Annotated in this window: 23 protein-coding genes and 1 tRNA gene; 8 read left to right on the forward strand and 16 right to left on the reverse strand. The window is 64.0% G+C overall.

Annotation, left to right across the window (positions count from 1 at the left end; all coding sequences use genetic code 11):
• The first annotated feature begins 40 nt into the window (after positions 1-40).
• Positions 41-589, forward strand: a complete 549-nt coding sequence (locus ACRARG_RS11675) for an ActR/PrrA/RegA family redox response regulator transcription factor (RefSeq protein ID WP_432690181.1) — start codon at positions 41-43, stop codon at positions 587-589.
• On the opposite strand, the gene ACRARG_RS11680 is transcribed toward ACRARG_RS11675, so the two are convergent.
• The 3 genes from ACRARG_RS11680 to ACRARG_RS11690 all read right to left on the reverse strand — a co-directional run bounded on the left by ACRARG_RS11680 (position 586) and on the right by ACRARG_RS11690 (position 2811).
• Complete coding sequence (locus ACRARG_RS11680; protein ID WP_432690182.1) at positions 586-1473, reverse strand: LysR family transcriptional regulator; 888 nt, start codon at positions 1471-1473, stop codon at positions 586-588. The two genes, ACRARG_RS11675 and ACRARG_RS11680, sit on opposite strands and share 4 nt — an antisense overlap.
• A gap of 262 nt (positions 1474-1735) precedes the next feature.
• Positions 1736-2218, reverse strand: coding sequence for a GNAT family N-acetyltransferase (locus ACRARG_RS11685; protein ID WP_432690183.1), 483 nt, complete (start codon positions 2216-2218; stop codon positions 1736-1738).
• A complete protein-coding gene (locus tag ACRARG_RS11690; protein WP_432690184.1) occupies positions 2215-2811 on the reverse strand; it encodes a hypothetical protein in 597 nt (198 codons plus the stop codon). The genes ACRARG_RS11685 and ACRARG_RS11690 overlap by 4 nt, the downstream gene beginning before the upstream one ends.
• Positions 2812-2986: 175 nt before the next feature.
• Between ACRARG_RS11690 and ahcY the strand changes: the two genes are divergently transcribed.
• Entirely contained in the window at positions 2987-4375 is a 1389-nt protein-coding gene (ahcY, locus tag ACRARG_RS11695; protein WP_432690185.1) for an adenosylhomocysteinase, read from the forward strand.
• Positions 4376-4393: 18 nt separating this feature from the next.
• Here the strand turns inward: ahcY and ACRARG_RS11700 are convergent, their stop codons facing one another.
• Positions 4394-5512 (reverse strand): DUF2793 domain-containing protein, encoded by a 1119-nt coding sequence (locus ACRARG_RS11700; RefSeq protein WP_432690186.1) that lies wholly within the window; start codon positions 5510-5512, stop codon positions 4394-4396.
• A 211-nt stretch (positions 5513-5723) separates the two neighbouring features.
• Here ACRARG_RS11700 and ACRARG_RS11705 point away from each other — a divergent pair, with 211 nt between their 5' ends.
• A complete protein-coding gene (locus ACRARG_RS11705; RefSeq protein ID WP_432690187.1) occupies positions 5724-6065 on the forward strand; it encodes a DUF2853 family protein in 342 nt (113 codons plus the stop codon).
• Between the two features lie 159 nt (positions 6066-6224).
• Here ACRARG_RS11705 and ACRARG_RS11710 read toward each other — a convergent pair whose 3' ends face one another.
• From ACRARG_RS11710 to tsaD, 5 genes are all read right to left on the reverse strand, one after another.
• Entirely contained in the window at positions 6225-6620 is a 396-nt protein-coding gene (locus tag ACRARG_RS11710) for a DUF1761 domain-containing protein (RefSeq protein WP_432690188.1), read from the reverse strand.
• 69 nt (positions 6621-6689) lie between these two features.
• The gene (locus ACRARG_RS11715) at positions 6690-7103 is read right to left on the reverse strand and encodes an EVE domain-containing protein (RefSeq protein ID WP_432690189.1); all 414 of its coding nucleotides are present in this window, start codon (positions 7101-7103) and stop codon (positions 6690-6692) included.
• Complete coding sequence (locus ACRARG_RS11720) at positions 7103-7375, reverse strand: YciI family protein (protein WP_432690190.1); 273 nt, start codon at positions 7373-7375, stop codon at positions 7103-7105. The genes ACRARG_RS11715 and ACRARG_RS11720 overlap by 1 nt, the downstream gene beginning before the upstream one ends.
• Positions 7376-7378: 3 nt before the next feature.
• Positions 7379-8338 carry an NAD(P)H-dependent glycerol-3-phosphate dehydrogenase gene (locus tag ACRARG_RS11725; protein ID WP_432690191.1) on the reverse strand — a complete coding sequence of 320 codons (960 nt, stop codon included), beginning with the start codon at positions 8336-8338 and terminating at the stop codon, positions 7379-7381.
• Complete coding sequence (gene tsaD, locus ACRARG_RS11730; RefSeq protein ID WP_432690192.1) at positions 8335-9429, reverse strand: tRNA (adenosine(37)-N6)-threonylcarbamoyltransferase complex transferase subunit TsaD; 1095 nt, start codon at positions 9427-9429, stop codon at positions 8335-8337. Before tsaD ends, ACRARG_RS11725 begins: the two co-directional genes overlap by 4 nt.
• Before the next feature lie 88 nt (positions 9430-9517).
• On the opposite strand from tsaD, the gene ACRARG_RS11735 reads away from it, so the two are divergent.
• From ACRARG_RS11735 to ACRARG_RS11745, 3 genes are read left to right on the forward strand one after another with little or no spacing between them, the layout of a single operon-like run.
• The gene (locus tag ACRARG_RS11735; protein WP_432690193.1) at positions 9518-10246 is read left to right on the forward strand and encodes a uroporphyrinogen-III synthase; all 729 of its coding nucleotides are present in this window, start codon (positions 9518-9520) and stop codon (positions 10244-10246) included.
• A 47-nt stretch (positions 10247-10293) separates the two neighbouring features.
• Positions 10294-11613 (forward strand): COG4223 family protein, encoded by a 1320-nt coding sequence (locus ACRARG_RS11740; RefSeq protein ID WP_432690194.1) that lies wholly within the window; start codon positions 10294-10296, stop codon positions 11611-11613.
• Between the two features lie 9 nt (positions 11614-11622).
• On the forward strand, positions 11623-13185 hold the full coding sequence (locus ACRARG_RS11745; RefSeq protein WP_432690195.1) for a heme biosynthesis protein HemY: 1563 nt from the start codon (positions 11623-11625) through the stop codon (positions 13183-13185).
• Positions 13186-13514: 329 nt separating this feature from the next.
• Here ACRARG_RS11745 and ACRARG_RS11750 read toward each other — a convergent pair.
• Positions 13515-13590, reverse strand: a tRNA-Thr gene (locus ACRARG_RS11750).
• A 250-nt stretch (positions 13591-13840) separates the two neighbouring features.
• Between ACRARG_RS11750 and cysG the strand changes: the two genes are divergently transcribed.
• Positions 13841-15214 carry a siroheme synthase CysG gene (gene cysG, locus ACRARG_RS11755; RefSeq protein WP_432690196.1) on the forward strand — a complete coding sequence of 458 codons (1374 nt, stop codon included), beginning with the start codon at positions 13841-13843 and terminating at the stop codon, positions 15212-15214.
• Between the two features lie 14 nt (positions 15215-15228).
• Here the strand turns inward: cysG and ACRARG_RS11760 are convergent, their stop codons facing one another.
• From ACRARG_RS11760 to ACRARG_RS11785, 6 genes are read right to left on the reverse strand one after another with little or no spacing between them, the layout of a single operon-like run.
• The gene (locus ACRARG_RS11760; protein WP_432690197.1) at positions 15229-16932 is read right to left on the reverse strand and encodes an ABC transporter ATP-binding protein; all 1704 of its coding nucleotides are present in this window, start codon (positions 16930-16932) and stop codon (positions 15229-15231) included.
• Between the two features lie 14 nt (positions 16933-16946).
• Entirely contained in the window at positions 16947-18050 is a 1104-nt protein-coding gene (locus ACRARG_RS11765) for a siderophore-interacting protein (RefSeq protein ID WP_432690198.1), read from the reverse strand.
• A complete protein-coding gene (locus ACRARG_RS11770; protein WP_432690199.1) occupies positions 18047-18868 on the reverse strand; it encodes an ABC transporter ATP-binding protein in 822 nt (273 codons plus the stop codon). Before ACRARG_RS11770 ends, ACRARG_RS11765 begins: the two co-directional genes overlap by 4 nt.
• Entirely contained in the window at positions 18865-19893 is a 1029-nt protein-coding gene (locus tag ACRARG_RS11775; RefSeq protein ID WP_432690200.1) for a FecCD family ABC transporter permease, read from the reverse strand. The genes ACRARG_RS11770 and ACRARG_RS11775 overlap by 4 nt, the downstream gene beginning before the upstream one ends.
• A 14-nt stretch (positions 19894-19907) precedes the next feature.
• Positions 19908-20948: a FecCD family ABC transporter permease gene (locus ACRARG_RS11780; RefSeq protein WP_432690201.1), complete on the reverse strand. Its 1041-nt coding sequence runs from the start codon at positions 20946-20948 to the stop codon at positions 19908-19910.
• A complete protein-coding gene (locus tag ACRARG_RS11785; RefSeq protein WP_432690202.1) occupies positions 20945-21928 on the reverse strand; it encodes an iron-siderophore ABC transporter substrate-binding protein in 984 nt (327 codons plus the stop codon). Before ACRARG_RS11785 ends, ACRARG_RS11780 begins: the two co-directional genes overlap by 4 nt.
• A gap of 339 nt (positions 21929-22267) precedes the next feature.
• Here ACRARG_RS11785 and ACRARG_RS11790 point away from each other — a divergent pair, with 339 nt between their 5' ends.
• Positions 22268-24391 carry a TonB-dependent siderophore receptor gene (locus ACRARG_RS11790; RefSeq protein WP_432690203.1) on the forward strand — a complete coding sequence of 708 codons (2124 nt, stop codon included), beginning with the start codon at positions 22268-22270 and terminating at the stop codon, positions 24389-24391.
• The last annotated feature ends 44 nt before the right edge of the window (positions 24392-24435 follow it).

Raw genomic sequence — 24435 nt, forward strand, 5'->3', positions numbered from 1 at the left:
TAGAAGCGCAGAGCCGCGCAGCTAACGGAGGCCGCACCCTATGGCAGATGAACTGGATCTCGGTCCGGACCGTTCCTTGCTTCTGCTCGACGATGACGATGCGTTTCTCAAACGGCTGGCCAAGGCCATGGAGAAACGTGGATTTGCCGTCGAAACCGCGGAAAGCGTCGCCGCCGGGCGTTCTATCGCCACCGCGCGGCCCCCTGCCTATGCGGTCTGCGACCTGCGGCTGGGCGATGGGAACGGGCTCGACGTGGTGGAGATCCTGCGGGAAAAACGCCCCGATTGCCGGATTGTGGTCCTGACCGGATATGGTGCGATTGCGACGGCGGTGGCCGCGGTCAAGATCGGTGCCACGGATTACCTCGCCAAACCGGCGGACGCGACCGACATCACCAATGCGCTGCTGGCCCGTGGCGACGAGCTTCCGCCGCCGCCGGAAAACCCGATGAGCGCGGACCGCGTGCGCTGGGAACATATCCAGCGGGTCTACGAGCTCTGCGACCGGAACGTCTCGGAAACCGCGCGGCGCCTGAACATGCACCGCCGTACCCTTCAGCGCATCCTGGCCAAGCGTTCGCCCCGCTAATCCTCCTGCATATTGGCCCTCAGCCAGTCCATGAAGGTGGCAACCGGCGCACGCACCGGCCCCTCTCCATAGACCAGATGATAGCTGACTTCGGGCAGCCCCTCGGCCGGCAGGCGTTTCAGCTGCCCGGCCGTCAGGAAATCTCGGACGATCCGCTCGACCGAGAAGGTAATCCCATAGCCCTTCAGGACTGACCCGATCGCCAGCGCGGCAGAGGCCACCTCTGTTACCCGCAGCCCGTCGCGCGACAGATCAAGCCCGAAAAGCCAGGCCTCGTCATCGCTGTTGGGCGGGTCCAGCACCCAGGGCAGGTCGGACAGTGGCGTGCCCGACTCCGCCTGCGCCGCGATCTCCGGCCCGGCGATCATCACATACCGGCTGTTGATCAGGGGCTCTGTCCGGGTCCCCGGCCATCGCTCTTTGGGCCGCCCTGCCCGGATCGCCAGATCAAAGGCCCCGCTGGCCACATCGGCCCGCGACGGCCCCACATCCAGCGAAACCCGGATGTCGGGATGTCGGGCCCAGAAATCCTGCAAGACCGGCATCAGCACCCATTGCCCGAAGCCCGCGGTTGTGGACACCCGCACCGGCCGGTCCGCCTGCCGCGCCCGCGTGCGGATCACACCCTCCGAAATCACGCCGAACCCTTGGCTCAGCGCTTGCGTCAACCGTCGCCCTTCCTCCGTCAGCGCCAGACCGCGCCCGGCCTTCTGGACCAGTTTCACGCCCAGATCCGCCTCCAGCCCACGCACCTGCTGCGCCACGGCGGCAGGGGTCACATTCAGGGCGCGCGCGGCCCGCGAAAACCCGTCCATCCGCGCCGTCGCCTCAAAGGCGCGCAGCGCGGAAAGAGAGGGCATACGTTTCCAGTCGATATCGGTCATAAGATAGCTGAGCTAAAAGGTAAGCCAGAATAGATGACTTCGATTTTCTTCAGAACGACATTATTTACAACCCAGAAAACGGACGACACGCGAGAACCGAAAATGCTTTTTCTTCCAGTTGAGATTATGTGTCACACTGCGCAGCCGCCATTGTCGCACGTGCTGTATCTGACAGAACGGCGCCGGATCAAACGCCAGGCGCGGCTTCAGCGTCTGCGTCAGCTTCTGTTGGTCCAGCGTCGCCCGACGTCGGCGCGCGGCCTTACAGATCGTACCGTTTGAGCACCTTGTCCACGACCTGACCGTCGCCCATGACATAGCCCGCGATCCGGCCGTAATCCTCGAACCCGCGAGACTGGTAATACGCCAGCCCGCCGGAATTATCGGCCCGGATATTGGCGTTGATCCAAGCATATCCCGTTGCACGCGCCGCCGCGGCGGTCGCCTCGAACAACCGCGACCCGATCCCCAGCCCTGTGCTGCCCGGCCGCACGAAAGAGGCGATCTCCGCCACCGTCTCGCCCAGCTCCGCATGCGGCTCAACCTGCTGGAACCCCATCAACAGGCCGGTGTCGTCCTCTGCCACATGCCAGACCGACCGGGGCGACGTCATCATCCAGTCGCGCATCGCATCGCGGGTCATCACGCCCGTCAGCGCGGTTGTTCCGCCGATGGCGATGATCTCGTTCAAAAGATCGGCCATACCGCCAAGGTCCATCTCTCCGGCGCGGCGGATATGGATCATTTCATGTCTCCCAGCAGCGCGTCATGCCGGTCGGTGAACTCATTGCGGACGTCAACCGGCGGGCGCAGCTGAATCTCCAGCCCCTCGATCAGCGCGGCATTGGGCCGGCCAAAAAACTTGTCGGCCTCTCCGATTGAAAAACCGGCGATCTGCACCGCCTCCATCCAGGCCGACACTTTGTCCGCTTTCTTGATCTTCTTCTTCAGCGCCACAGGCGTAACCGAGGGCAGGCCGAACCGCAGATGGATCGCCGCTGTGAGCCGGTCATCCAGCGCGCCATAGCCCGGCCCCACGGCAGCCTTCACCGGAGAGATCATATCCCCGATCACATATTCCGGCGCATCGTGCAGCAGCGCAGTCAGCCGTTCCGCCGGGGTGGATTTCGGCTCTAACCTTGCAAAAAGCGTCTCAACCAGCAGCGAATGCTCGGCCACGGAATAGGCATAGTCGCCCTGCGTCTGCCCGTTCCAGCGGGCCACAAAGGCCAGGCCATGCGCGATATCCTCGATCTCGATATCCATCGGTGTCGGGTCGAGCAGGTCCAGCCTGCGGCCCGAGAGCATGCGCTGCCATGCGCGGGGTTGTTTCGCCATTGCCGTCTCCGTCTGTCCGGCCAGCAATAAGACGGTTCCCGCGCCATGTCACCGCCCCATGCCTGACCGTTACCAGACTGAAACCAGTGGCTGGCAGGGTCCGTTCCGGGTAACCGGTTGCTGCTTACCGGAGCGACTGGTATCCCCGGGGTGACAGAAAAGGACAGGACACCAGATGGCCAAGGACTACATCGTCAAAGACATTTCCCTCGCCGGCTACGGCCGCAAGGAACTGGATATCGCCGAAACCGAGATGCCGGGCCTGATGGCCTGCCGCGCCGAATTCGGGGATGCGAAACCGCTGAAGGGCGCGCGCATCGTCGGCTCCCTCCACATGACGATCCAGACGGGCGTCCTGATCGAAACGCTGGTCGCGCTGGGCGCAGACGTGCGCTGGGCGTCCTGCAACATCTTCTCCACCCAGGACCATGCGGCGGCGGCGATTGCCGAGGCGGGCGTGCCGGTCTTTGCGATCAAGGGCCAGACGCTGGAGGAACACTGGGACTACCTCGACAAATCCTTCATGTTCGACGACGGCCCGAACATGATCCTCGACGACGGTGGCGATGCGACGCTCTACGTCCTGCTGGGCGCCCGCGCCGAGGCAGGCGAAGATATTATCCCCGTGCCCTCTTCCGAGGAAGAAGAGGTGATCAAGAAGCAGATCGCCAAGCGGATGGAAGCGTCTCCGGGCTGGTTCACCAAGGTGCGCGACCAGATCAAGGGCGTGTCGGAGGAGACGACCACCGGCGTGAACCGCCTGTATCAGCTGGTGCGCGACGGGCTGCTGCCCTTCCCGGCGATCAACGTGAACGATTCCGTCACCAAGTCGAAATTCGACAATAAGTACGGCTGTAAAGAGAGCCTCGTCGACGGTATCCGCCGCGCCACCGACACGATGATGGCCGGCAAGGTCGCGGTTGTCTGCGGCTACGGCGATGTGGGCAAAGGCTCTGCCGCCTCTCTCTCCGGCGCCGGTGCCCGTGTCATCGTGACGGAGATCGACCCGATCTGCGCCCTGCAGGCCGCCATGGATGGCTATCAGGTGACGACGCTGGAGGATGTGATCTCCACCGCCGATATCTTTGTCACCACCACCGGCAACAAGGATGTCATCCGGATCGAGCATATGCGCGAGATGAAGGATATGGCGATTGTCGGCAACATCGGCCATTTCGACAATGAGATTCAGGTGGCCTCCCTGCGGAACCACAAATGGACGAACATCAAGGAACAGGTGGATATGATCGAGATGCCCAACGGGCATCGCATCATCCTGCTGTCCGAAGGTCGTCTGCTGAACCTCGGCAATGCGACCGGCCACCCCTCCTTCGTGATGTCCGCCTCCTTCACCAACCAGGTGCTGGCTCAGATCGAGCTCTGGACCAAGGGGGATGAGTACGACAACAAGGTCTACATCCTGCCCAAGCATCTGGATGAAAAGGTCGCGCGGCTGCATCTGGACCGGATCGGCGTGAAGCTGTCGACGCTGAACAAGGATCAGGCCTCCTATATCGGCGTGACGCCCGAAGGTCCGTACAAGCCGGAACATTACCGCTACTGACCTGACCGTCAGGCCGGGTCAGAACCACCGGCCCATAGCCATCGCCGCATTGCCGGCGATGGTCGCGGTCACAGGCGTTGCCCCGGTTGCCAGATGTGCCGCCAGGGTCACGCCCGTGGTCACCGCGTTTTCCGCCCCCCAGCAGGACAGATCGCCCTGTGCCACACCGGACCAGTCCGCGCTGCTGGTATTCAGCGTCATGCTGACCACGGGAGCGGCTGCAAAGGTCGCCGGAAAGCTCCAGCTTCCGGTCAGAACCGAGCTTGTGGTGCCGCTGACATCAATCGTGTCCAGCCAGCAGATTTGTGTCCCGTCGGCCCAGCGGGCGTAGCGACCATTGGCGCCCTGTCCGGTTTCGATCAAGGCGCCGGTCGGCGTGCCGCCGCTTTCCGACACGGTGCCCAGGACCGTGCCGGGCCCGTAACCATAATCGCTGCGCATCAGGCGGCCGGGGGTCGCATCATCGGCGCTTTGTTGTACGGCCGGGCCGGTCAGAGGCAGGTTGAGGGTGACCGTTCCGGCGCCGGCATCCGCGCGCAGCGCCTCCACCCATGTCGACCCATCGTCGCTGACCTTCAGGGAAAATGCCCTGTCCCCGGCCAGTCCCATTTCTGCATGCCCGGTAAAGCCCGACTGAAACAGGAGAGAGGCCGTATCGCCGACCGCCGCCTTGTTGATCTTGAGCTGATGCCCGGCCCCGTCATGGTTGAACAGAGACGCATCCGAGGCGAGTGCAAACCGGTTCGAACTGTCCCAGGTCGCGTTCACACCGATCCCGGTCAGACCGGACAGATCGGGGGCAAATGCGCTCCATTCCGTGGCGGAGAACACCATGAGCCGGCTGTTCTGCATGTCCCAGGCGCGCCAGCCCGGTTGCGGTTGCGCAAAAAGCCAGCCTTCGCCCAGCCACATGGCCAGCGCGCCACCCTGTCCGGCCCAGGCCCCGTTGGGGGCAAGCCCGAGCCCGTAGACCGCGCCCGTGGCCGGAGTCGCGGGCGGATCCGTCTGATCGAAAGCCTGCACTCCGGTTTGCAGCAACAGATCGATCAGCAGCAATGCCTCATTATGGGTGACATGTTTCTGGGCCTGTGACGGCTGAATGAGCGGCAGGCCGAGGCGGGCAGACAGGTCGGACATGGGAATTCCTTCGCAATGCGGGTCGCGGCCTTTGTGCTAAACAATCATTAACCAATCCTTCCGGCAGCGCACGCTGACCCATCTGGTGACGCAACGGGCAAACCGCTGCGCGACAATTTTTCCTTTACGCAGAAAGTTGGGCGGCGGTAGGGTTTTAGCGATGGGATGCCGGACCCTCCGGCGCCACGGGACAGGAAGAGTGAGGGAGCTCATGGGCAAGAGAGACGAACTGATCGCGAAATACGCGGAAGATCTGAAGGACAAATGCGGCATGACGCCGGATATGGATCTTCTGACAAAGGTGACGATCGGCTGCGGCCCGTCCATCTATAATGATGACGCCTCTACCGTCGCCTCTAGCCAGGAGAGCGAGCTGGAGACTATCAAGAAGAATTTCATGATCAAGAAGCTTGGGCTCGCGGATGGTCCCGAGCTGATGCAGGCACTGGACAGCGTGATCGAGACCTATGGCAAGTCCAACCGCAACAAATACCGCGCGGTAGTCTATTACATGCTGGTCAAGCATTTCGGCAAGGAAGCCATCTACGGCTGATTGTAGACAGATCGGTTTGAGAAGGGCCCTGCGGGGCCCTTTTGCTGTCCGGCCTCAGGTTGCGCCCCTGCGGGGCGCGGCAGAGGGGGCGCTGCCCCCCGCGGCGCTGCGCGCCTCCCCCCGGAGTATTTCTGGAAAGATGAAGCGGGGGCGGGGGCCTTAGAAAAGGCCGAGCACCAGGCCGATCACGCCGGGGCCCAGGGTGGAATATCCGCCGTCGAGCAGGGTGAGCGCCCGAGGACGGTTGGCATAGGCATAGTTCATCGCGACCCAGGGTGTGATGAAGAAGAGGCCGACGCCGAGACCCGCCACAAGTCCCGCGATGGGGCTGTCGATACCGGACATGGAGAAGATATGCCGCATCATGCCGGCCACCAGGATCATCGCCACGCCTGAAATGACGAAGGGCAGGGGGGAGCCGCTGCCTTGTGGTTTGCCGGCGTCATCCACCGGAATGCCCGCGGCCCGGATCCAGGGTTTGGACAGGCTCATGTACCAGACCGCCCCCATCCCGAAACCCGCAAGAGCCGCGACCAGAACTGCGACGATACCCATCTGACCCTCCCTTGGTCCCGTTTGGCGCAGAATAGAGCCTTCGCCGGGTCCGGCGCCACGATTTTCTGGTCAGAGGCCCGCCATCTTGCAGATGAGGGCCCATTCCTCTGCCGTGACCGGCTGGACGGACAGGCGGGAGTTCCGGACGAGAACCATCTGCGCCAGCTCTGGCGTCGCTTTGATCTGATCGAGCGTGACGGGCGTCTTGACCGGCCCGATCGCGCGGATATCGACACAGTCCCATCGGGGATCGTCTGTGGTGCTGTCGGGATGCGAGGGGGCGCAGACCTCGACAATGCCGACGATCTCGCGGGTTTTCTGCGAGTGATAGAAAAAGCCGCGGTCGCCCAGCTGCATCTCTCGCATGAAATTGCGGGCCTGATAGTTGCGCACGCCGTTCCATTCCTCGCCCTGATCGCCGCGCGCCATCTGATCCTCCCAGGACCAGGTGTCGGGCTCGGATTTGAAAAGCCAGAAGCGCATCAGCCGATCACCCTGTTCCAGGGCATCAGAGTGACCGTGTCGAACAGGCCGGCCTTGGCATAGGGGTCTCCATCCGCCCAGGTCTGGGCCTGCTCTGCTGTCTCGACCGACAGGATCACCAGAGAGCCGCACATGGCGCCATCGGCATCAAGCAGCGGACCCGCCTGGGCGACCACGCCAGTGTCGGCAATATAGGCGAGATGGGCGTCGCGGTTGGCCTTGCGGACCTCAAGCGCGCCGGGTTTGTCATGGGCGATCAGGGCAAAAAACATGAGCTATTCCTCTTTCAGCGGGCGCGACAGCAGAAGATCCATCGCTTGTGGTACATGTAGCCTGCCGTCGATCAGACCTACCACCACTTCCGTGATTGGCATGTCGATGTCGAGCTGCCGGGCCAGGTTATGAACCGCGCGGGCGGTTCCGGCCCCTTCCACGGTGATATCGGGATCAAAATCGGCGCTTTTGCCGATCGCGAGCCCGTACCGGAAATTGCGCGACAGCTCTGAGGTGCAGGTCAGGGCCAGATCGCCAAACCCGGACAGACCGGCCAGGGTTTCGGCCCGCGCGCCACGCGCCAGTGCCAGCCGCTGCATTTCGGCATAGCCGCGCGTCATGAGCGCCGCGCGGGCACTGTCGCCGAGGCCGGCGCCGATGGCGGCCCCGCAGGCAATGGCGATGACGTTTTTCAACGCCCCGCCGATTTCCGCGCCAGCCACATCGGTGGTCCGGTAAAGCCGCAAATCCGGGGTGGTCAGGCGGGTCTGCAGATCCCGGCCGATATCGTCATCCCGGCAGGCCAGCGTCAGCGCCGTGGGCAATCCACGCGCGATATCCAGGGCAAAAGACGGGCCGGTCAGCACGGCGACCGGCGGTCCGGGGCGCGTTGCGGTGATCACCTGCGACGGCCCCTGACCCGAGGCAATCTCGATGCCTTTGCAGCAGGCGACCAGAGGACGATCGCCAAACTCAGGAAGGTCAGAGGTGAGGGCGTCGCGCAATTTCTGCATCGGGACGGCCAGCAGCACCGGACCGGGAGGCAGATCCTCCGCAGCATTGGTCACGGTCAGATTGTCGGGAAAGGGCAGGCCGGGCAGGCGGGCGGTGTTCTCTCTCGCCGATTGCATGGCGGCGACCAGCGCAGGGCTGCGGGCCCAGATCGTGACCGGCGTTCCGGCGCGCGCGATGGATATTGCAAGTGCGGTTCCAAAGGCGCCTGCCCCGACGACTGTTGTCATGCCTTTGGCCCCTTTTTCCCATGCCCCAGCATCCCGGCACGCGCCATATCGAGGGGCCAGCGGGGTCGCGCCGCAAGTGTCATGTCGTCAACCTGCCCGGCGGCAAAGCGTTCCAGCCCGACATAGGCGATCATCGCCCCGTTATCGGTACATAGCGCCAGCGGAGGGGCGACGAACCGCAACCCGTTTTCAGCCGCAACAGTCTCTAACCCGGCACGGATGGCGCCATTGGCGGCGACACCCCCGGCCACGGCCAGGACAGGATCGCGCGGTGAGAGCGCGCGATAGATCCTGATGGCGCGCCGGGTCTTTTCCACCAGAACGTCGACCACCGCGGCCTGAAATCCGGCGCAGAGATCGGCCCGATCCACCGCCTTCAGCCGGGTCCCGTCCATGACCTCGTCCCGGGCGCGCAGCACGGCGGTCTTGAGACCGGACCAGGACATGTCGCAGCCTTCGCGGTCCAGCAGCGGGCGCGGGAACCGGAACCGGCGGGGATCGCCCTTGCGCGCCTCTGCCTCGACCGCGGGACCGCCGGGCTGGGGCAGCGACAGAAGGCGCGCGGTCTTGTCAAAGGCCTCTCCCGGGGCGTCGTCGATCGTGCCGCCCAGGCGTCGGAACGCGTCGGGACCATCCACCAGCAGGAACTGGCAATGCCCGCCGGACACCAGAAGCATCAGATAAGGAAAGCTCAGCCCGTCGGTCAGCCTGGGCGTCAGCGCATGACCGGCCAGATGGTTCACGCCGATCAGGGGCCGGCCTGTTCCGGCAGACAGACCCTTGGCGCACATGACCCCGGCCATCACCCCGCCAATCAGACCCGGCCCAGCCGTGACGGCGATCGCGTCGAGATCGCGCAGCGTCACGCCAGCCTCGCGCAGCGCCCGCGACACAACCCCGTCCACGGATTCTGCATGGGCACGGGCCGCGATTTCAGGCACGACTCCGCCGTAATCCGCATGAAGCTGCGCCTGACCGGCCACCACGGAGGACAGCACCTCGGCCCGGCCCGGCCTGCCACGCACAAGCGCCGCGCCGGTATCGTCGCAGGAGCTTTCGATCCCAAGGATCAGGCGTGTCTCGGTTGGCATGGTCGGCGCGGGCCCGCGATTGTGCTGTCGTGGCACAGCAGGTAACACCGGCGCAGAGCCGAAACAATCGCCAGGCGGACCGGCCAGCATGCCAAAGCCCGTGATCCTGATCACCCGACCGCAGCCCGATGCCGGCGAAACGGCAGCGATCCTTGAGGCACAGCTGGATGTGCCGGTCATCGTCAGCCCTCTTCTGGGGCTTGAGGTTCTGGGCCCGCTGCCTGCGACATCCGCCGATGACAGGCTGATATTCACCTCCGCCAATGGTGTGCGGGCCTGGACGCAGCTGAACGGTCCGCGCCGGTCTGCCATCTGTGTTGGCGCAACGACCGCGGCTTTTGCCCGGGCGTCCGGGCTGGAGGCAGAAGCGCGGGGCGGCACGGCGGACAGGCTTGTCCAGGCAATCCTGGCCGATCCGCCAACCGGCCGTCTGCTGCATATCCGGGGCGAAATCGCGCAGGGCGCCGTTGCGCAGACGCTGTCCCGCCACGGCATGGACGCCGAAGAACAGGTGCTCTACCGGATGCAGGCGCAGGCATTCAGCGCGGAGGCGCGGAGCGTGACGCAGGGCGCGGCACCCGTCATTGTGCCGCTTTATTCGTCGCGCAGTGCAGAATTGTTTGCAAAAGCTTGGGGGCTGCCTGCCCCTGGCGCTGCGCCGCTCTATCTGGTGTGCATGAGCGCGACGGTCGAGGCGGCCACGGCCCCGCTTCACGCTCAAAGGTCGGTCATAAGTTCGACACCGGACAGGGCGGGCATGCTGCGTGGCGTCGCAGAGGTTGCACGATGGGTTGAGAGCCGGGGGGCGGCACACTAAGCTAGAGCTGCTGCATGTGCAAAGCAGGGATTCGAAAGGACAAATTGGTGGCGGATAAAGACGATTCCTCCGACGTTCCGGAAAATGCGGACGTAACGGAAACCAGCGATACGCCGCCGGTCGAAGACCCGTCCGCGCCGGACCGGCGCGACGACGTCGAAACGGACGAGCCGGTCGCCGAGGGTGACGACACCATCGAGGCCACGACCGAACCAGCGCCCGATCTGACCGAAGACCCCGACACGGTCACTGCCGAAGACACGGTTACCGACGAACCGGAGAGCGCGGAACAGACCGACACCTTCGCCGAAGCGGAGGATGAGGAGCCGGTGGAGAACCCGCATACGGATGCCGAGGATCGCATGGGCACCCCGGCCAAAGAAACCGAATGGACCTATCCGTCCGAAGCGATTTACGACGAAAAGCCCGCCGGCGGATCGCCGGTCATGCTGATCCTGGGTGGCGTGCTGGCGGCCGTGGTCGGGTTTGTCGCGGCTTTCCTCTCGGGCATGGTCACCGTCAGCGGCCCTGACATGGCCGTCATCAGCCGACTGGACCGCCATCAAAGCCTGATCGACGATCTGGCAGGCCGGATTGAGACCGACGCCGGCCCGGATCTGGCGCCGCTGGAACAATCCCTCGCGGATAACACGGCCACGCTGGACGACCTGACCACCCGAATGGCCGCACTTGAAACCCGGATTTCGGATCTGGATGCGACGGTTGCCGCCCTGCCCGCGGACACGGGCGCCGGTGACGGCGGCGCACTGGCTGAAAACTACCGCGCAGAGATCGAGACGCTGCGCCAGGCCATGCAGGCCCAGCGGTCCGATATTGAGGCGATGGTGGAAGAGGCCGGCCAGATCAAGGCCGCCGCCGCCGCCGAGACCGCCAAAACGGAGGCGCGCGCCGCGCTTGTTCAGATTTCTGCCGCGCTGGAAAACGGTGAAAGCTTTGCAGAACCGCTGGCCGATCTGCGTAATGCCGGATCCCAAATCCCGCCGGCACTTGCCGAGAATGTGGACGGCGTACCAACTCTGGCCGCCCTTCGGGACATGTTCCCCGGGGCGGCCCGTCAGGCGCTGGCGGTCAGCCGGGGCACCGGCAATTCCTCGGTTGGCGATTTCTTCCGGACGCAACTGGGCGTCCGGTCTCTGGAACCCAGAGAGGGCAGCGACCCTGACGCGATCCTGTCCCGTGCCGAGGCGGCCCTGTCCGGCGGCGATATCGCGACCTCTCTGTCCGAGGTGGATACGCTACCCGAAGCGGCCCGGTCGGAGTTTTCCAGCTGGATCGCGGCGGCCCGCACGAGGCTGGAGACGGTCGACGCCGCAAACGGTCTTATGGCCGAACTGAATTCGAACTGAGGAACGCCGATGCTCTGGTCTCTCGTCAAGATTGTTGTCTTTGTCGCATTGGTAGCAGCGGCAACGCTGGGTGCCAGTTATCTGCTGGAAATGGACGGCGGCGTGCGCATCGCCATGGGTGGGATCGAGGTCAACCTGACCCCGATCAAGGCGGTGATCGCTGTCTGCCTTCTGATCCTGGCCGTCTGGCTGTTTCTGCTTCTGTTCGGGTTCATCATCGCGCTGCTGCGGTTCATCAACGGCGACGAAACTGCGCTGTCGCGCTATTTCGACCGCAGCCGGGAACGCAAAGGCTACGACGCGCTGCGCGAGGGGTTGCTGGCGCTGGCCGCGGGTGAGGGGCGCAAGGCGATCTCCAAGGCGGCCAAAGCGGAACGCTATGATGTCAGCCCAGAGCTGACGACCCTGCTGACCGCGCAGGCCGCCGAGGAAATCGGCGATAAGGCCCGCGCGGAGCAGGCGTATAAAAAGCTCATTACAAACGAAAAAACGCGTTTTGTGGGGATCCGGGGCGTGATGCGTCAGAAACTGGCCGCCGGCGATACCGAAACCGCCCTCGCCCTGGCCGAAAAGGCCTTTGCGCTCAAGCCCGGTCACGAAGAGGTCCAGGATACGCTGCTGCGGCTTCAGGCGCAGAAAGAAGATTGGCGCGGCGCCCGTGCGACGCTCAAGGCCAAGCTGCGCCATGGATCGCTGCCCCGCGATGTCCACCGTCGCCGCGATGCGGTGCTGGCCCTGTCCGAAGCGAAGGGTGTGTTTTCCGAAGATGCGTCGATCGAAAGCCGGGAGGCCGCGATCGAAGCCAATAAACTGTCGCCCGATCTGATCCCCGCCGCGGTCATGGCGGCGCAGGGATACATGGCGCAGGGCAAGAAACGCTACGCGACCCGCGTCCTGAAAAAAGCCTGGGAGGCCGCGCCGCACCCGGACCTCGCAGCCGCATTTGCCGAAATCGAACCCGAGGAAACGCCCAAAGAACGTCTGAAACGCTTCCAGGCGCTGACCAAGGTTAACCCGTCGCACCGGGAATCCCGCCTGTTGCTCGCCGAGCTGGAAATCGCCGCAGAGGATTTCCCCGCAGCCCGCCGCGCCCTTGGCGATCTTGTGACCGAGGACCCCGATGCGCGGGTGCTGACGATCATGGCGGCTGTCGAACGTGGCGAAGGGGCCCCCGATGCGATTGTGAAGGGCTGGCTGGCCCGGGCAGTCGCGGCTCCGCGCGGGCCGCGCTGGACCTGCGAAAACTGTCACCAAATTCATGCCAGCTGGACACCGGTCTGCGTCAATTGCGGGGCCTTCGATACTCTGGCCTGGAAATCTGCGCCGGCCGGTGAATTCCAGCCGGGCGTCGGCACCGAGATGTTGCCCCTGATCGTGGGCCAGATCGAACCGCCGGCCCCCGCACCTTCGGTGGCGGAGCCCGAGCCGAAGCCCGACCTTAAGGACGTGCCGCCAACGGCCAGCACCGCGGAGGCCGCGCCGGAGGCAGAGGAACCCGAGGATGCGGTCATCGTGCCCGCCGAGGATTCGGACAAAGACGCGCCTGAGCCCTCAAAACCTACCCCGAGCTGATCGGGTGTAGGTCCGGCCGGCCCGCATTGGCCTGAAGGCTTTGCTACCTTGCGGGGCGGCGCTCCGGTGTCGCCCGGATCCGATATTCGGAAAGTGCTGTGTTGCCCCTGGCACACAAACCTCTGATCGGTACAGCTCTCGCGGTTTTTCCAAAACCGCTGCCGCTTTGATCTGCCTGGAAACCGGAGCCTTACTTTCGCTGCGCGAAAGTAAGTTGGTGCACCGTACCGGACAAAACTCGAACCGGTACAGCTCTCGCGGTTTTTTCAAAACCGCTGTCGCTTTGATCTGCTTGTCAGATGAAGGCCACTTTTCTTCGGAAAGTGCTGTGGTGCCCCAAGACGGACTCGAACCGCCGACCACCTATTTACGAAACAGGTGCTCTACCAACTGAGCTATTGGGGCATCGGCGTGTCGTTTAGCCGACTCCGGTCCTTGGGGCAAGAAAGAAAAGGGTCGTGGCAAACGGTGGCCCACCAGCCAGGTATGAATTGATTTTCAGCCAAATTCGGATTATCAATCCCACTGACGGCAACGGCGTCGTCGCTTCCCGCACATGGGCTAGAGAGCAGGGCTGCTCGACAATGCGTGACACAGGTCACGTGGCTGTCGGTGGCCTTTTTGCATTTGACGTCGCACTTGATGGAGTGGTGCCATGAAAAACTTTCCGATGTTCCTGCGTATGGACGGGCGCCGCGTTGTTCTGTGCGGCGGTGGCGAGGAAATCGCGCGGAAGGCGCGATTGGTCCTGAAAACGGAAGCCCGGCTGACCATTGTCGGTCCGGTGCAGGATGCAGAGCTTTCGGCGCTCATCGATTCCGGACGCGCCGATCATCATACAGCGTTGCAGGACGATACATTTCTGAACACAGCGCTTGTCTTTATCGCGACCGGATCGGATGACGACGACCTTAGAATGGCGACAGCCGCACGCGCTGCGGGCGCTGTTGTGAATGTCATCGACCGCCCGGATATGTGCGACGCTTTTACGCCGTCGATCGTGGACCGCGATCCTGTGGTCGTGGCCATTGGCACCGAAGGCACCGCCCCCGTTCTGGGCCGCGCCATCAAGACCGAGATCGAGACGATGCTGGCGCCGCGTTTGGGGAGCTTTGCCGCCCTTGCCGGTCGGCTGCGCGATGCCGTGGCAGAGGCCTTTCCGCCCGCCGCCCGCCGCCGGTTCTGGGAATGGTCCTTCAGCGGAGAGGCCTGGCGCGCGCATCTTGCGGGACGCGAACGTCAGGCGGCGCAGCTTCTCAAGACCGCGATCGAGCAGCGCGCCATACCGGACGCCAAGGGCAGCATCGCGCTGGTCGGGGCCGGACCGGGCGCCCGGGACCTGCTGACGCTGCGCGCGGTCCAGCGGATGCAGGAAGCCGACGTGATCTTCTACGACCGTCTTGTCGATCCCGATGTTCTGGAACTGGCCCGCCGCGATGCTGATCGCATCTATGTCGGCAAAGAGGTTGGCGCCAGCGTATGGCCACAGGACCGGATCGACCGGCTGATCGTTGCAGAGGCGCAGAAGGGCAGGCGGGTCGTACGGCTGAAGTCGGGTGACCCGTCGGTTTTCGGCCGGGCCAGCGAAGAACTTGCCGCCGCCCGGGCGCATGGCATCAACATTGAAATCGTCCCCGGCATCACCGCGGCCTCTGCCGCCGCCGCATCGCTGGGCCGCCCGCTGACCGAACGGGGCGAGACGGACAGTTTTGTTCTGACCACCGGCACCTGCCGCCCCGGCGATCATGCGCCGGACCGGAGCATGCTGGCGCGCCCGGGCATGTCGGTTGCCGTCTACATGGCGGTTAACAACGCGGCGCAGGTGCAGGCCGATATGGTCGCGGCCGGGATGCCGGTCAGTTGCCCGGTGGATATTGTCGCCTCTGTCAGCACCGATAGTGAACGGCATGTATCGACCACGCTGGGCCATCTGGCCGATGCGGTCCGGACGCATGACATCAGGAACCCGGCGCTTTTGATGCTGCGCTACCCGAAATCGCTGGCCCGGCCCGTGGCACAGACCGGCTGATCCGGCAGCCGGATTCAGGCCGCGCTCAGCCGCGCATACCGGCCCGCTTTGGACCTGAGCTCGGCATCGGTGCCGATCTCCACGATCCGGCCCTCGTCCATCACGGCGATCCGGTCGGCATCCCGGATCGTGCCAAGCCGATGTGCAATGACAAGCGTGGTTCTGTGGCGGGACAGTTCGGTGAGCGCCAGCTGGATCTGGCGTTCGGTTTCCGAATCCAGCGCGGAGGTCGCTTCGTCCAGGATCAGGATCGGCGGGTTTTTCAGAAAGGCCCGCGCAATGGCAACCCGCTGCTTCTGACCGCCCGACAGCGTCACACCCCGTTCGCCGACGACAGTATCCAGCCCCTCGGGCAGGCGGTCGATCATGCCGGTCAGCTGCGCATGCTCCGCCGCGGAGCGGATCTCCTCCTCCGAGGCATCGAGCCGGCCATAGGCGATGTTTTCCCGCAGCGTGCCGCCAAAAAGAAAGACATCCTGGCTGACAAGGCCGATCTGCTTGCGCAGCGATTGCAGGCTCAGGCTCTGAATATCGAGGCCGTCGACGGTGATCCGTCCGGCGGAGGGGTCGTAGAACCGCGGCAGCAATGACAGCAGGGTGGTCTTTCCAGCGCCGGACGGCCCGACAAAGGCGACGGTTTCGCCCGCCGCGATGGACAGGGTGATATCGCGGATCACCGGGCGGTCGTCCCCATAGTCAAACCGCACGCCCTCGAAGCGCACCTCGCCTCGCAGGCGCGGTGCCGGTTCCGCATCGGGCCGGTCCGCCACATCCGGCACTGTCTGCATCAGCTCCAGATACCTGCGAAATCCGGCGATGCCGCGGGGATAGACCTCCAGCACCGCCGCAATCTTGTCCAGCGGCCGGAAGAAGACGCCGACCAGCAGAAGAAAGGCGACAAAACCGCCGGTGCTGAGCGATCCGTTCAGAACAAAGATCGCCCCCGTGACCATGACGATGACCTGGATCAGCCGCATGCCCATGTAGTTGAGCGATGACGATGCCGCCATGACCCGGTAAGCCGCCAGTTTGGTGTTGCGATAGGCGGTGTTGTCCTTTTCGAACAGGCGCTTTTCGTGATCCTCATTGGCAAAGGCCTGCACCACCCGTATCCCGCCGACATTCTCTTCAAGCCGGACATTGAACGCGGCAACGCGGGAATAGATGTCGCGCCAGGTCCGCGTCATCCGCCCGCCATAGACCGTCACGATCACAATGCAGGCTGGCACGATTGTCGCGGTGACCAGGGCCAGCTCAAGATCGATCGCCAGCATCAGAAGGAAAGCGCCGACAAATGTCATCACCGCGATGAACAGATCTTCGGGACCGTGATGCGCCACCTCGCCGATCTCTTCCAGGTCGCGGGTGACACGGGCGATCAGCTTACCCGTCCGGACCCGGTCGAAATAGCTGAAGGACAGGCGCTGAAGGTGTTCGAAGGCGCGCCGCCGCATCTCTGTCTCGATATTGATGCCCAGCATGTGCCCCCAGTAGATCACCACCGCCATAAGGCCGGCATTGATCAGGTAGATCAGCAGCAGGCCAATCGCCGCCAGGATCGTCATCGGCAGATCGCCCGATGGCAGCAGCCGGTCGATAAAGGCCTGCACGGCCAGCGGAAACGCCAGTTCCAGCAACCCCGAAAGGACGGCGCATCCGAAATCGAGCCAGAACAACCCGCGCCAGGGCCGGTAATAGTCAAAGAACTGACGTAGCATCTTGCCCCCGGAGCTTAGGATCGTTGCGCGCTGTGAGCCTTGCGGTGCTCTGACGGACCTGTGGCCAGCGATACCGCATGCGCGGGTGGCGCCGTCCAGTAATAGGCAAGGTATCCATCTTTGGCCTCCAGACCGAGATCGTCTCTAAACCGTGCCTTGGCCTTTCGCACAAGGTCCTTTTCGGCGGCGATCCAGACAAAACCGCCGGGCATGCCGGGCATGGGCGCCGTCGACAGCCCGTCCCAGAGCGACTGGTTCCGGCTGCGCAGATACCACGTGACGGTCATTCCCACCGGATGCGACAGATCACAGATATCATCCTGCGATCCGACCTCAATCAAGGCGCGCCCGCGCCGGTCTGACGGCGACATTTCCAGAATCCGGCGGATGGCGGGCAGGGCCGTTTCATCCCCGGCAATCAGCAAATCCTTTCCGGGGGGCGCCTCTCCGCTGCCGGGTCCGCTGATGCCAACCGTGTCGCCGGGCTGCGCGGCGCGGGCCCAGTTGGTGGTCCGCCCCCCGTCGTGTTCGAACACGTCGAAGGTGAAACGCCCGCGCCGGGGATCCAGCGCGACAAAGGTGTAGACGGCCCGGTGCAGCTGGTCGGGCCCCCCGGGCATGACGGTCCGCCCCTGACCGTCCAGTCTGGGCCAGACCGGCTGGCGTCCGGCTGGCGGCAGGAGCAGAGAGAAATGCATGCCGCGCGACGTACTTAGACGCTCCGTATCGGCGCAGTTCATTTCCACCCGCAGAAAGTTGGGCGCAATGCGCCAGATGCGGTGCACCGATGCCGTACAGAAATTCAGGGGCACGGCGTTGCGGGCAAAATCGCCCTGCCACTGACCTCTGGCGCCCAGACCGGGCGCGGCCTGGTCGAGGATGTGACACAGGTAATCCCGGATGGTCTGCAGGGCGACGCGATCCTCCGCCTCTATACGTGCGGTCATCGCTGCTGTGCCGCGTTCCAGCACTACCCTGGCCAGCGGGCTGTCGATGACCAGCGTCGTGCCGGTCTCCGCCGTGCACAGCTCCGCCGCGCGGGACTGCACCGCGATATGTGGGATCAGATCCCCGGGAAGCGGGCCTGTGAAGACGGCGGTGGCGATGGCCCGGCTCATTCCGAAACCGCCTTGGACGGGCGATCCGGGCCGCCGGGCTGGCGGCCAAGCGGGATCATCATCGGGCGGTTCGACACCGGATCGGTCATCACCAGAGAGGCAAGACCAAACACCTGCGTGACCATGGTTTCCGTCAGCACGCTGTCCGGCGATCCGGTCGCATAGATCTGCCCCTGACGCATCGCCACCAGATGATCGGCATAGCGTGCGGCAAGGTTGAGATCATGCAGAACCATGACGATCGTGGTGCCCCTGCTGCGGTTGAGATCGACCAGCAGCTCCAGCACGTCGATCTGATGCGCGATATCCAGAAAGGTCGTCGGTTCGTCCAGCAGCAGCACATCCGTGTTCTGCGCCAGTGCCATCGCGATCCAGACCCGCTGCTTCTGCCCGCCGGAAAGCTGATCGACGTCCCGCCCGGCAAGATCGGCCGTGCGCGTCATATCCAGCGCCTCCGCCACGGCGCGGTCGTCATCCGGCGTCCACCGCGACAGCACCCCATGGTGGGGATGCCGCCCATGGCTGACCAGCTCTGCGACAGAGATCCCGTCCGGCGCGATTGGTGACTGAGGCAGAAGGCCAAGCTTACGGGCCAGGGCCCGCGTCGGCATCTGCCGCACCGGCTGGCCATCCAGCACGACCTGCCCGGACAGGGGCCGGATCAGCCTGGCCAGACATCGCAGTAACGTGGACTTGCCGCAAGCATTGGCGCCGACGATCGCGGTAATCTCGCCCGACGGAAACGCCAGATCGAGATCTTCAAGGATCATACGTGCGCCATAGCCGGCACTGAGTGTCTGGGCCGTCAGCAGGGTCATGTCTCGGTTCCGTTTCGGTTCGACCGGGTAATCAGCAGAAGCAGGACAGGCGCCCCGAGAGCGCCGGTGACAACGCCGGCAGGGTATCGCCCGGCGAAGAGATGTTGCCCGGCGTAATCCCCGGTAAGCACCAGTATTGCCCCGACAAGGGCAGCAGGGATCAGCGGCGATCTGCCCGGCCCCGCGATCCGCCGGGCAATCGGGCCGGACAGAAAGGCGACAAAGGCGATAGGCCCCGACACCGCAGTCGCCACGGCGATCAGCCCGACGCCGGCCAGCACCATCAGCGCCTTGTCCCGCGCCAGCGGCACGCCGAGCGCGGTCGCCGTTTCGTCACCCAGCCGCAGAGCCTCCAACGCGCGCTGCCGCACAAAGATCAGACCGCCAAATCCGGCCAACGAAACCGCCACAGGAAGCGAACCGCCCAATGTCGCACCGTTGACACTGCCGGTCAGCCAGCGCAGCGCATCCTGCAGGGTCCAGGCCGGGGCCTGTAGAATCACATAGGCAATGAGGCTGTCCAGCATGGCCGAAATGCCGATTCCGATCAGGATCAGCCGCGCGCCGGACACGCCGTCGCGCCAGGCCAGAAGGTAGATCGCCAGCGCGACCAGAAGGCCGCACAGAACGGCCAGCACCGACACGGATGCGCCGCTCCAGCCAAGGATCACGATGGCAAAGACGGCTGCGGCGCTGGCACCGGCGCTGATCCCGATGATATCCGGGCTGGCAAGAGGATTGCGCAGGAGCGTCTGAAATACCGCGCCGCCCAGCCCAAAGCTCATGCCCGCCAGAACAGAGAGCATGGCGCGCGGCAGGCGCAGCTCCAGCACGGCGAAACTGATGCCGGGCAGGTCCTCTCCGGCCAGGACCCGCAGCAGATCGGCCGGGCTGGTCATGGACGGCCCGGACATCAGCGTCAGGACTATGCCAAGGATCATCAGGCAGATCAGAAGCAAGGCGCTGCGCACCCGCGCCGTGCGATGCCTGACCCGCAGCCCGGCGAGTCGCGCGGCCGTGGCCATATTGCCCCGCCCGGTCACAGCTCACGCACCCGGCGCTGCCGCACGATCCAGATAAAAACCGGCGCGCCCAGAAACGCTGTGACGATCCCCACCTCCATTTCAGACGGCCGGGCGACAAGCCGTCCGATGACATCGGCAAGCGTCAGCAGAAGCCCTCCGATCAGGGCGGAAAACGGCATCAGCCATCTGTGGTCAACGCCGACCATCAGCCGGCAGACATGGGGAACAACCAGGCCAAGGAAGGCGATGGGCCCGCAGATCGCCGTCGTCGCCCCGCATAGCAGCACCGCGCCAAGTGCAGCCGCCGCGCGCGCCATGGCCACCTGCGCGCCCAGCCCGGCGGCAGTTTCTTCGCCCAGCGCGAGGAGGTTCAGGCTGCGGGCGGACAGCAGGCTCAGGATCAGCCCGGCGAAGATAAAGGGCAGACACGGCAGGATCACATCAAAGCTCGCCCCGCCGACCCCGCCAACCTGCCAGGACCGCGCCGCCCCGGCGATATCGTTGCGGGGCAGGATAATCGCCGTGGTGAAGGACGCCGCGGCAATGGTTGTTGCGGCCCCCGCCAGCGCCAGTTTCAGCGGTGTCGCCCCGCCCCGTCCGAGCGACCCGATCGCATAGACAAAGATCGCAGCGATCCCGGCCCCGAGGATCGCCACCCAGATATAGGCCGCCAGCGTCTGCATACCGAACCACGCCATGCCGACGATGACCGCCAGCGCCGCGCCCGCATTCACGCCCAGAATGCCGGGATCGGCCAGCGGATTGCGCGTCACGCCCTGCATCACAGCGCCGGCCAGGCCAAGCGCGCCGCCTGCCAGCACCGCAAGACAGGTGCGCGGCACCCGGACCGCAACAACCGCCTGCGCCATCGTGTCGGTCCGGCCACCCAGCCCTGCGAGGATATCAGCCCAGACAACAGAGCGTGTCCCGAGGCTGACCGACACCAGACAGGCGCAGAGCAGCGCGCCCAGCACGCCTGCCAGCCAGAAAAGGCGGCCGCGTCTGGATTGCTGCAGCCCGACCAGCGCGGTCGGTTTGGCGGGGGTCACGGTCATTCGGCCCTGCGCGCTGCATCGTCAAGGCGTGCGACATAGTCTTCCAGCACCCAGGGAATGGACAGCGGCGTCGGATTGGCGGCCGTGCCGACCGCGTCATTGCCCAGCAAAACGACCGCTTGCTGCTGAACCGTTTTCATCCGCGACGTCAGCAGGTTTTCACGGATCCGGGTAAGCAGAGCGTCTCCGCCATAGGTCACGATAATGTCGACATCGGCAAATGCGTCGATGGACTCTGCGCTGATCTCACCGGAATAACGGCCCGGCATCGTCGCCTCCAGCACGGCCTGCGGCGAGGTCAGTCCGAGGTCCTCCAGAAACTGTACCCTTGGGTCGTTGCCGGAATAGAAGCGGATCACGCTCAGGTCCCGTATATCGAGATGCGTGACGAACATGGCATGTTTGCCGGCGATCGCCGGATGATGCGCGGCAACAGTGGCGATCTGGCTCTCCAGATCCGCAATGAGCGCCTGCCCCTCTTCTGCCATACCAAGCCCGGCGGCATTCAGGCGGATCATGTCGCGCCATCCGGTGGACCAGGGGCCGTCGCGATAGGCAATGACCGGAGCGATCTTGCTGAGCGTATCGTAATCCGCCTGTGACAGGCCGGAATAGGCCGCAAGGATGATGTCGGGCCGAACCGCCGCCACAGCCTCGAAATCCAGCCCGTCGCCTTCGTCGAACAGGGTGGGAACATCTGCGCCAAGCTCTCTGAGCCTGTCCGACACCCAGGGCAGCAGACCATCGCCGTCGTCGTCCCCGAAATTGGCCCGCGCGAAGCCGACCGGCACCACACCCAGCGCGAGCGGCACTTCGTGATTGGCCCAGGCCACCGTTGCAACCCGGACGGGCCGGGCCGGAATCGTCGTTGTCCCAAAGGCATGGGTGACAGTCACCGGGAAGTCTGAAGCCATGGCCGACGCCGCGACCGTCAGGCTCGCGCCCAGGCAGATAAGAAGGCATCTCAATGCTTTGAACATAATGGAACAGGACCTCCGGACCGGGCTCTTCTGCCCGGCCTTTCATCTTGACCCAGGTGGGTCAAGCGAGTCCCGGGCCTGGAAATCGGTAATCTGACTATTTTAGGCGGATTTACCAGAGAATCCGACAAAAACAGTCAAATTCTACAATACACATCGTCGGCTTCGTGGGTTAGGTGCCCGTGACGCAGAACAAGCCGATCCGGGCAAGAGCCAGACGTTTTACTTGACATTGCACATGGCGACCGGGCGCAAGCCCCGGACCGGACAGCGCCAGCCAGCCGCCAGATCGTCGGCCCGCCAGCACCACACTCACCTCAGATACTGGAATTGATGTACATGGGATCACCCTCCAAAACGCAGCGGCCGTCCCGCCTGACCACGGGCCGCACACTCTCTGTCCTGCTTGGCTGCACCTCGATCGTTGCCTGCCCTCTGAGCGTCGCAGCACAGGACGCATCGGCCTACCGGCTGTCGCCGATCACCGTGGATCTGAGCTTTGCCGCCGATGACGATGCAACCTCGACCGTGGCGAAAGAGCTCTGGACCGGCGGCAAGGTTGCAACCAGCGTTCTGGACACGCCGGCCTCCGTTTCCGTGATAACGCAGAAAGAGATCACGCTGCGCAACGCGGACAAGGTCGAGGATGTCCTGGAATACACCCCTGGTGTCGTCACCGACTACTACGGAACGGATGATCGCAACGACTATTACCTGGTGCGCGGTTTCCAGGCCTCGACCTACCGGGACGGGCTGACGCTTGGCTCGATGCGCGGCGTTCGCGAAGAACCCTATGGCTACGAACGTCTGGAGATCATGAAGGGCGGCAATTCCACGCTTTTCGGCACCTCCGATCCGGGTGGTACGGTGAACTTCGTGACAAAGACGCCGACATTCACCCGGTCCGGAGAGGTCTATGGAAGCTACGGGTCGCACAACCACAAAGAGCTGGGTTTTGATTTCGGCGATGTCCTGAACGAAGAGCAAACGCTTGCCTATCGCGTGGTCGGCAAGGTGCAGGACGCCGGGCTGGAATACGACAGTTCCAGAGACGACGAACAGTTTTTCCTGGCCTCCCTCGCCTGGAGGCCCACCGACCAGACAGAACTGACCTTTACCGTCGACTATCTGAAACGCGATGGCACGCCCAACAGCGGCGGCTACCCTCTGGATCGTCTGTATGACCGCAGCCTGTTTTTTGGCGAGCCCGGGTTTAATGAGCATGATGTCGAAAGATGGACCGTTTCGGCCGGATTGCGCCATGACTTTTCCAACGGGCTCAGGCTCAGCGCCAATCTGCGCTACAGCGACCTGACCGACGATTTTGCCTATGTCTACCTGTCGGATAATGCGGCCCGGGTGGGGACAATGGTCGACCGTTATTATTTCGGCACCGACAGCACCGCCGAAGAGCTGATCGGCAATGTCATCCTGCAATATGATACCGGCTTTGGCGCGGTCGACAGCAGCACGCTGGCCGGGATCGAGTTCCGGGATGCGACGACAACCGGCGCGTCGATCTACGGTGTTCATACGCCGATCGACATAACCAGCCCGGTCTATACCGGCGCCCCGACCGGATATTCGCCTTACAGTGTGCAGACCAATAGTTTCACGACCAAATCGGTGTTCCTGCAGCAAAACCTGTCTTTTGCGGATCGGCTGATCGCGACGGCAGGGGTGCGGCATGACTGGATCGACATCACCAACACCGACCAGCTGACGGCGACCAGCACCGATGCGGATTTCTCGGAAACCTCGTTCCGGGGTGCGCTGACCTACAAGATCACCAGCGAGGTCTCGGCCTATGCCAGCTATGTGCAGTCCGTCGCACCGCCCTCCATCGGCACGGAGCCGGAACGCGGGGAGCAATATGAAATCGGCGTCAAATATCAGCCCGAGAATATCAATGCCCTGTTCACGGCCTCTGTCTACGACCTGACCAAGAAGAACGTGGTGGTGCCTGTTGTCCTGCCCAGCGGTGCAATCGAACGCCAGACCATCGGCGAATCCCGCGTCCGCGGTTTTGAACTGGAGGCCCGGGCAGAACTTGCAGAGGGTCTGACGCTGTCTGGCGGATACAGTTACCAGAAGTCGAAATATATTCGCGGCAGCGTTCGGGGCACCACGGTCGATGGCAACGAGTTTTCGACCGTGCCCAATCATATCGCCTCTCTCTGGCTGACCTATGATCTGCCGGAAACCGGACCCCTTGCCGATATGTCCCTTGGCCTTGGCGTGCGATATGTCGGCCCGTATTATTACAATGTTTACAACGACAATGGCAAAAGCCCGGGCCAGACCTTTGTCGATGCCTCGGTCTCTTACGCCTTCACCGATACCACCGCGCTAACCGTCAACGTCAGCAATGTCTTCGACAGGCAATATGTCGTCGGTCGGGGGACGGCCGACTATTACAACAACGGACGGACCATCACAGCGGCGCTGCGCCACAGCTGGTAACGGATCAGCCCTTCGGCCCTGAAAACCAGACGGGCCGAAGGGCA

Origin of the sequence: Pseudooceanicola profundi, assembly GCF_050897955.1 — a bacterium.
Lineage (GTDB): Bacteria > Pseudomonadota > Alphaproteobacteria > Rhodobacterales > Rhodobacteraceae > Pseudooceanicola.

Excerpts from the sequence above, each read along its gene's own strand:
- ACRARG_RS11685 (WP_432690183.1), bottom strand. The coding sequence starts at position 2,218 with ATGATCCATATCCGCCGCGCCGGAGAGATGGACCTTGGCGGTATGGCC.
- ACRARG_RS11710 (WP_432690188.1), bottom strand. The coding sequence starts at position 6,620 with ATGGGTATCGTCGCAGTTCTGGTCGCGGCTCTTGCGGGTTTCGGGATG.
- ACRARG_RS11760 (WP_432690197.1), bottom strand. The coding sequence starts at position 16,932 with ATGCTACGTCAGTTCTTTGACTATTACCGGCCCTGGCGCGGGTTGTTC.
- ACRARG_RS11790 (WP_432690203.1), top strand. The coding sequence starts at position 22,268 with ATGGGATCACCCTCCAAAACGCAGCGGCCGTCCCGCCTGACCACGGGC.
- ACRARG_RS11700 (WP_432690186.1), bottom strand. The coding sequence starts at position 5,512 with ATGTCCGACCTGTCTGCCCGCCTCGGCCTGCCGCTCATTCAGCCGTCA.
- ACRARG_RS11725 (WP_432690191.1), bottom strand. The coding sequence starts at position 8,338 with ATGACAACAGTCGTCGGGGCAGGCGCCTTTGGAACCGCACTTGCAATA.
- ACRARG_RS11680 (WP_432690182.1), bottom strand. The coding sequence starts at position 1,473 with ATGACCGATATCGACTGGAAACGTATGCCCTCTCTTTCCGCGCTGCGC.
- ACRARG_RS11690 (WP_432690184.1), bottom strand. The coding sequence starts at position 2,811 with ATGGCGAAACAACCCCGCGCATGGCAGCGCATGCTCTCGGGCCGCAGG.
- ACRARG_RS11765 (WP_432690198.1), bottom strand. The coding sequence starts at position 18,050 with ATGAGCCGGGCCATCGCCACCGCCGTCTTCACAGGCCCGCTTCCCGGG.
- ACRARG_RS11675 (WP_432690181.1), top strand. The coding sequence starts at position 41 with ATGGCAGATGAACTGGATCTCGGTCCGGACCGTTCCTTGCTTCTGCTC.
- ACRARG_RS11780 (WP_432690201.1), bottom strand. The coding sequence starts at position 20,948 with ATGACCGTGACCCCCGCCAAACCGACCGCGCTGGTCGGGCTGCAGCAA.
- ACRARG_RS11745 (WP_432690195.1), top strand. The coding sequence starts at position 11,623 with ATGCTCTGGTCTCTCGTCAAGATTGTTGTCTTTGTCGCATTGGTAGCA.
- ACRARG_RS11735 (WP_432690193.1), top strand. The coding sequence starts at position 9,518 with ATGCCAAAGCCCGTGATCCTGATCACCCGACCGCAGCCCGATGCCGGC.
- tsaD (WP_432690192.1), bottom strand. The coding sequence starts at position 9,429 with ATGCCAACCGAGACACGCCTGATCCTTGGGATCGAAAGCTCCTGCGAC.
- ahcY (WP_432690185.1), top strand. The coding sequence starts at position 2,987 with ATGGCCAAGGACTACATCGTCAAAGACATTTCCCTCGCCGGCTACGGC.
- ACRARG_RS11785 (WP_432690202.1), bottom strand. The coding sequence starts at position 21,928 with ATGTTCAAAGCATTGAGATGCCTTCTTATCTGCCTGGGCGCGAGCCTG.
- cysG (WP_432690196.1), top strand. The coding sequence starts at position 13,841 with ATGAAAAACTTTCCGATGTTCCTGCGTATGGACGGGCGCCGCGTTGTT.
- ACRARG_RS11720 (WP_432690190.1), bottom strand. The coding sequence starts at position 7,375 with ATGTTTTTTGCCCTGATCGCCCATGACAAACCCGGCGCGCTTGAGGTC.
- ACRARG_RS11705 (WP_432690187.1), top strand. The coding sequence starts at position 5,724 with ATGGGCAAGAGAGACGAACTGATCGCGAAATACGCGGAAGATCTGAAG.
- ACRARG_RS11715 (WP_432690189.1), bottom strand. The coding sequence starts at position 7,103 with ATGCGCTTCTGGCTTTTCAAATCCGAGCCCGACACCTGGTCCTGGGAG.
- ACRARG_RS11775 (WP_432690200.1), bottom strand. The coding sequence starts at position 19,893 with ATGGCCACGGCCGCGCGACTCGCCGGGCTGCGGGTCAGGCATCGCACG.
- ACRARG_RS11770 (WP_432690199.1), bottom strand. The coding sequence starts at position 18,868 with ATGACCCTGCTGACGGCCCAGACACTCAGTGCCGGCTATGGCGCACGT.